The following is a 4,134-nucleotide window of genomic DNA, read 5'->3' as shown; positions in this document are numbered from 1 at the left end:
GGCTCATGGTCCACCCGGACCTGCCCTTCGTCGCCGAGCCCCTGCGCGGCCGGTACGTCGCCCACATCCGCATCGCCCACACCGGCAGCGCCCTTGAGGGGCGCAAGCTCGTCGCCCCCCTGAAGGCGGTGGCCCCCCGGCTGACGGACAGCCTCCGGGACATGCCGTACACCGCGGCCGGCTCCGTCTTCGAGGACCCGGTCCACCCGCACGGCTACGCGGGCGACAACGTCCTGCTGAGCTCCCTCGACCCCGCGGACCTGCGGGCCGTCGTCGACATCGCGGGTCCGCAGGCGCCGGTCATGTGCGTCGTGGACCTGCGCCACCTCGGCGGCGCCCTCACCCGGCCCCAGGGCGCGCCCAACGCGATCGGGCACCGGGACGCGGCGTACATCCTGCGGGTGCTCTCCCCGGTCGGTCCGTGGCAGCTGGACGAGGTCGTCCCCGCGCACGAGAAGCTGCTCACGGCGGTTGCCCCCCGGGTCACCGGCAGCAGCGGCAACTTCGTGTACGGCGCCGGCCGCCCGGTCCCCCGGCACCGGATGCCCACCCTGTACGACCCCGGTGTCCATGAGCGCCTGACCCGGCTGAAGGCCCTCCACGACCCGGACAACACCTTCCGGGTCAACCACAACATCCAGCCGTAGCCGCGTCGCCGGACCACCGGTGGCCGCCCGGGCGCGCCACCGGTGCGGCGGGGAAGGGCACGGACGACAGCGGCGCGGGCCCGCAGGGAGGCCCACCGCTCCCCGCCCCCGGCGGCGCGGCCGGGCTGGTCACCGCGACGGCGCCCGCACCCGGTCCGGGTGCGGGCGCCGTCGCGGGAGGAGGCTGTCGCCGCTGTCAGCGGCGGAGCCGGCGGAGGCCCGTGCGTGACTCAGAGCCCCGTTGCGGTCCGGAGGGCCTCCACCCGGTCGGTGCGCTCCCAGGTGAACCCGGGGATCTCGCGGCCGAAGTGACCGTAGGCGGCCGTCCTGGCGTAGACGGGGCGCAGCAGGTCCAGGGCCTGGACGATCCCGCCCGGGGTCAGGTCGAAGACCTCGGTGACGGCCGACTGGATGCGCGCCACCGGCACCGTGGAGGTCCCGTAGGTCTCCACGAACAGACCGACCGGCTCGGCCTTGCCGACGGCGTAGGCGATCTGGACCTCGCAGCGGCGCGCGAGGCCCGCGGCGACGACGTTCTTGGCGACCCAGCGCATCGCGTAGGCACCCGAACGGTCCACCTTGGAGGGGTCCTTGCCGGAGAAGGCGCCACCGCCGTGGCGGGCCATGCCGCCGTAGGTGTCCGTGATGATTTTGCGGCCCGTCAGGCCCGCGTCCCCCATCGGACCGCCGATCTCGAACCGCCCCGTCGGGTTCACCAGGAGGCGGAAGCCGTCGGTGTCCAGCTTCACCCCGTCCTCGGCCAGGGCGGTGAGGACCGGCTCCACGACGTGCCGGCGGATGTCGGGGGCGAGCAGGCCGTCCAGGCTGATCTCCGCCGCGTGCTGTGCCGACACGACCACCGTGTCGAGACGGACGGGGCGGTCACCGTCGTATTCCACGGTGACCTGCGTCTTGCCGTCCGGACGGAGGTAGGGCACCGTGCCGTCCTTGCGGACGTCGGCGAGCCGGCGCGCGAAACCGTGGGCCAGCTGGACCGGAAGCGGCATCAGCGCCGGAGTCTCGTCGCAGGCGTAGCCGAACATCAGCCCCTGGTCCCCGGCGCCCCCGGTGTCCACGCCCCGGGCGATGTCCGCGGACTGGGCGCCGATGGAGACCGAGACTCCGCAGGAACCGCCGTCGAACCCCTTCTCCGACCGGTCGTAGCCGATGTCGAGGACGGTACGGCGGACGAGCCCGGCGATGTCGACCCGTGCGGAGGTCGTCAGCTCGCCGGCGAGATGCACTTGACCGGTCGTGATCAGGGTCTCGAGGGCGACCCGCGCGCCGGAATCCTGCGCGAGCATGGCGTCCAGAACGGTGTCACTGATCTGATCGGCGATCTTGTCGGGGTGACCCTCGGTGACGGACTCCGAGGTGAAGAGACGGTGCGGCACGTGCGGACCTCCTGGGGTCGAACGCGTCGTTGCGTTCGGTGGGGGGACGGTGCGACGTCAGGCCTCCGCGCCGTGCAGTCGCACCGGCAGTGCGCGGGGACCGTTGGCGATGAACGAACCCGAACCGGGGATCTCCTGGCGGGGCCGCGCCAGGCACATGGTGGGGAAGCGTTCGAAGAGCCGTGGCAACGCCGTGCCCGCCTCGAGGCGGGCCAACGGGGCGCCGAGGCAGTGGTGGACGCCGTGCCCGAACGCCAGGTGCTCGCGGCGCGCGCGGGTCGCGTCGAACTCCGGGGCGTCGGGGCCGTGCTGGTCGGGGTCCTGGCCCGCGGCCGCGTACGAGACGAGGATCGCGTCGCCCTGCCGGATCGTCACGTCGCCGAGGTCGATGTCCTCGACCGCGAACCGCAGGGGCATGTGTGCGACCGGCCCGTGCAGCCGCAGCGTCTCCTCGATCAGGTCCTGCCAGGACGCCCGGCCCGTTCGGATGTTCTCCAACTGCTGCGGAACGGAGAGCAGTTCGACAACCGCGCTGCCGAGCAGGTTCGCCGTGGTCTCGTGCCCCGCCCCGATCATCAGCATCAGGGTGTCGACCAGCTCCCGCTCCCCGAGCCGCTCACCGTCGTCGTCCCGGACGGCGATCAGCGCCGAGGTGAGGTCCTCCCCGGGGCGGGAGCGCTTGTACGCCACCAGGTCGGCGAGGACTTCGTACGTGGCGCGGCCACGGGCCTGGATGTCCTCGGCGGTCCCCGGATCGCGGAAGAAGTCGTCCATCATCCGCATCAGCGCCGCCCCGGTGTCCTCCGGGACACCGAAGAGCCGGCAGATGACCTGGAACGGCAGCGGATGGGTGAACTCCGCCCGGAGATCGACCGGCTCGCCCTCCGGCAGCGACGCCAGCTTGCCCAGCATCTCCTCCACCGTCTCCACGACGGCCGGCTCCAGCGACCTGGTGCGGCGTGCCGTGAACGCGCCCGCGACCAGTCGGCGCAGCCGGGAGTGGTCCTCTCCGTATGCCGTGAGCATGTTCTCGACGGACACCCAGGGGTAGAGGGGCCATTCGGGGGTGACGGAACCGTCCCGGAAGGCCGGCCAGTGCTGCCGGGGGTCCTTGGACACGCGAGGATCGGTGAGGAGCCGTTTGGCCGTGTCGTGGCGCGTGACCGACCAGGCGGGCACCCCGCCGGGCAGGTCCACGAGAGCGGCGGCGCCCCTCCGGCGGAGGACCGCGGCCTCGTCTGCGAGCGCGCTCCCCGTGGGGTCTATCGGATACGGGGTGTCAGGCATCGATACTTCCCATCTCGCGTCAACCGGTGTGCCGTCGGGGTGACCCCCGGCACCGCGGCGGCCCCGGGGGGAGGAGGGCGCCGCGGTGCCGGGGGTCGTAGGGGGGGGAGAGAGAGGGCCCGGGCCGGGCCGGGCCCGAGGCTAGGCGCCGGCAGCCGGCGCGGGGGCCACGTTGTAGTTCGCGCGGAAGCTGTTGGACGGGTCGTGGGCGGCCTTGAGGCGGGTCAGACGTTCATGCGCCTCGGTGTCGTAGGCCGTACGGACCTCCTCCGGGCCCGCGTTCTCACCGATTCCCATGAAGTTGAGGAAGCGGCCCTGCGTCCGGGGCGCCACCGCGTCGAACAGCTGCCCCTGCACGGGACGCACGGTCTCCGGGGTGAACGGCCCGACCAGCGGCGAGAGCACGTAGAGCATGTACTGCGCGTCGCGGTGCCCGATCGCGTTGGGCGCGCCCTGGGGGCGGGCCAGGGCGCCGCCGAGGTGACGCAGTTCGGTGACGCACGTGACGGCGGCGTCGGGGCCCACCGTCTTGAGGATCGTGGCCGCGTCGGACGCGGCCAGCTCGCTCAGCATGGCATTCTCCGCGTACCACGGCATGGGCATGGGCGGGTCGTTGTGGATGGCCGCGCTGTCCGTGTAGGGCATGTCGCCGAGGGTGTCCAGCAGTCGCGGGGCGACGGCACGCAGGGGGGCGACCAGCTGCTCGCCCTCCTCGGCGCTGCCGGTGTGGGCGATGCGGACGTGGGCGACGTACCGGCCGCGCAGGGGCTCGGGGATGACGGGTGCGTCCGGGGCCGGGATGAGGG

General features: G+C 73.2%; 4 protein-coding genes. 1 reads left to right on the top strand and 3 read right to left on the bottom strand.

Features of this window, described 5'->3' with window-relative positions:
* On the top strand, window positions 1-647 hold a 647-nt coding region (locus ACFYYR_RS31675), incomplete at its 5' end, for a BBE domain-containing protein (protein WP_388861365.1).
* 230 nt (window positions 648-877) lie between these two features.
* Here ACFYYR_RS31675 and metK read toward each other — a convergent pair.
* From metK to ACFYYR_RS31660, 3 genes are all read right to left on the bottom strand, one after another.
* Window positions 878-2,041, bottom strand: coding sequence for a methionine adenosyltransferase (gene metK / locus ACFYYR_RS31670; protein ID WP_388861362.1), 1,164 nt, complete (start codon window positions 2,039-2,041; stop codon window positions 878-880).
* Between the two features lie 57 nt (window positions 2,042-2,098).
* Window positions 2,099-3,328 (bottom strand): cytochrome P450, encoded by a 1,230-nt coding sequence (locus ACFYYR_RS31665; RefSeq protein WP_388861359.1) that lies wholly within the window; start codon window positions 3,326-3,328, stop codon window positions 2,099-2,101.
* Between the two features lie 141 nt (window positions 3,329-3,469).
* Window positions 3,470-4,134: BBE domain-containing protein (locus tag ACFYYR_RS31660; RefSeq protein ID WP_388861356.1), on the bottom strand; the 665-nt coding region annotated here is incomplete at its 5' end.

The organism is Streptomyces sp. NPDC001922 (genome assembly GCF_042891165.1).
Classification (GTDB): domain Bacteria; phylum Actinomycetota; class Actinomycetes; order Streptomycetales; family Streptomycetaceae; genus Streptomyces.
This window is presented reverse-complemented; position numbering and strand designations above follow the sequence as displayed.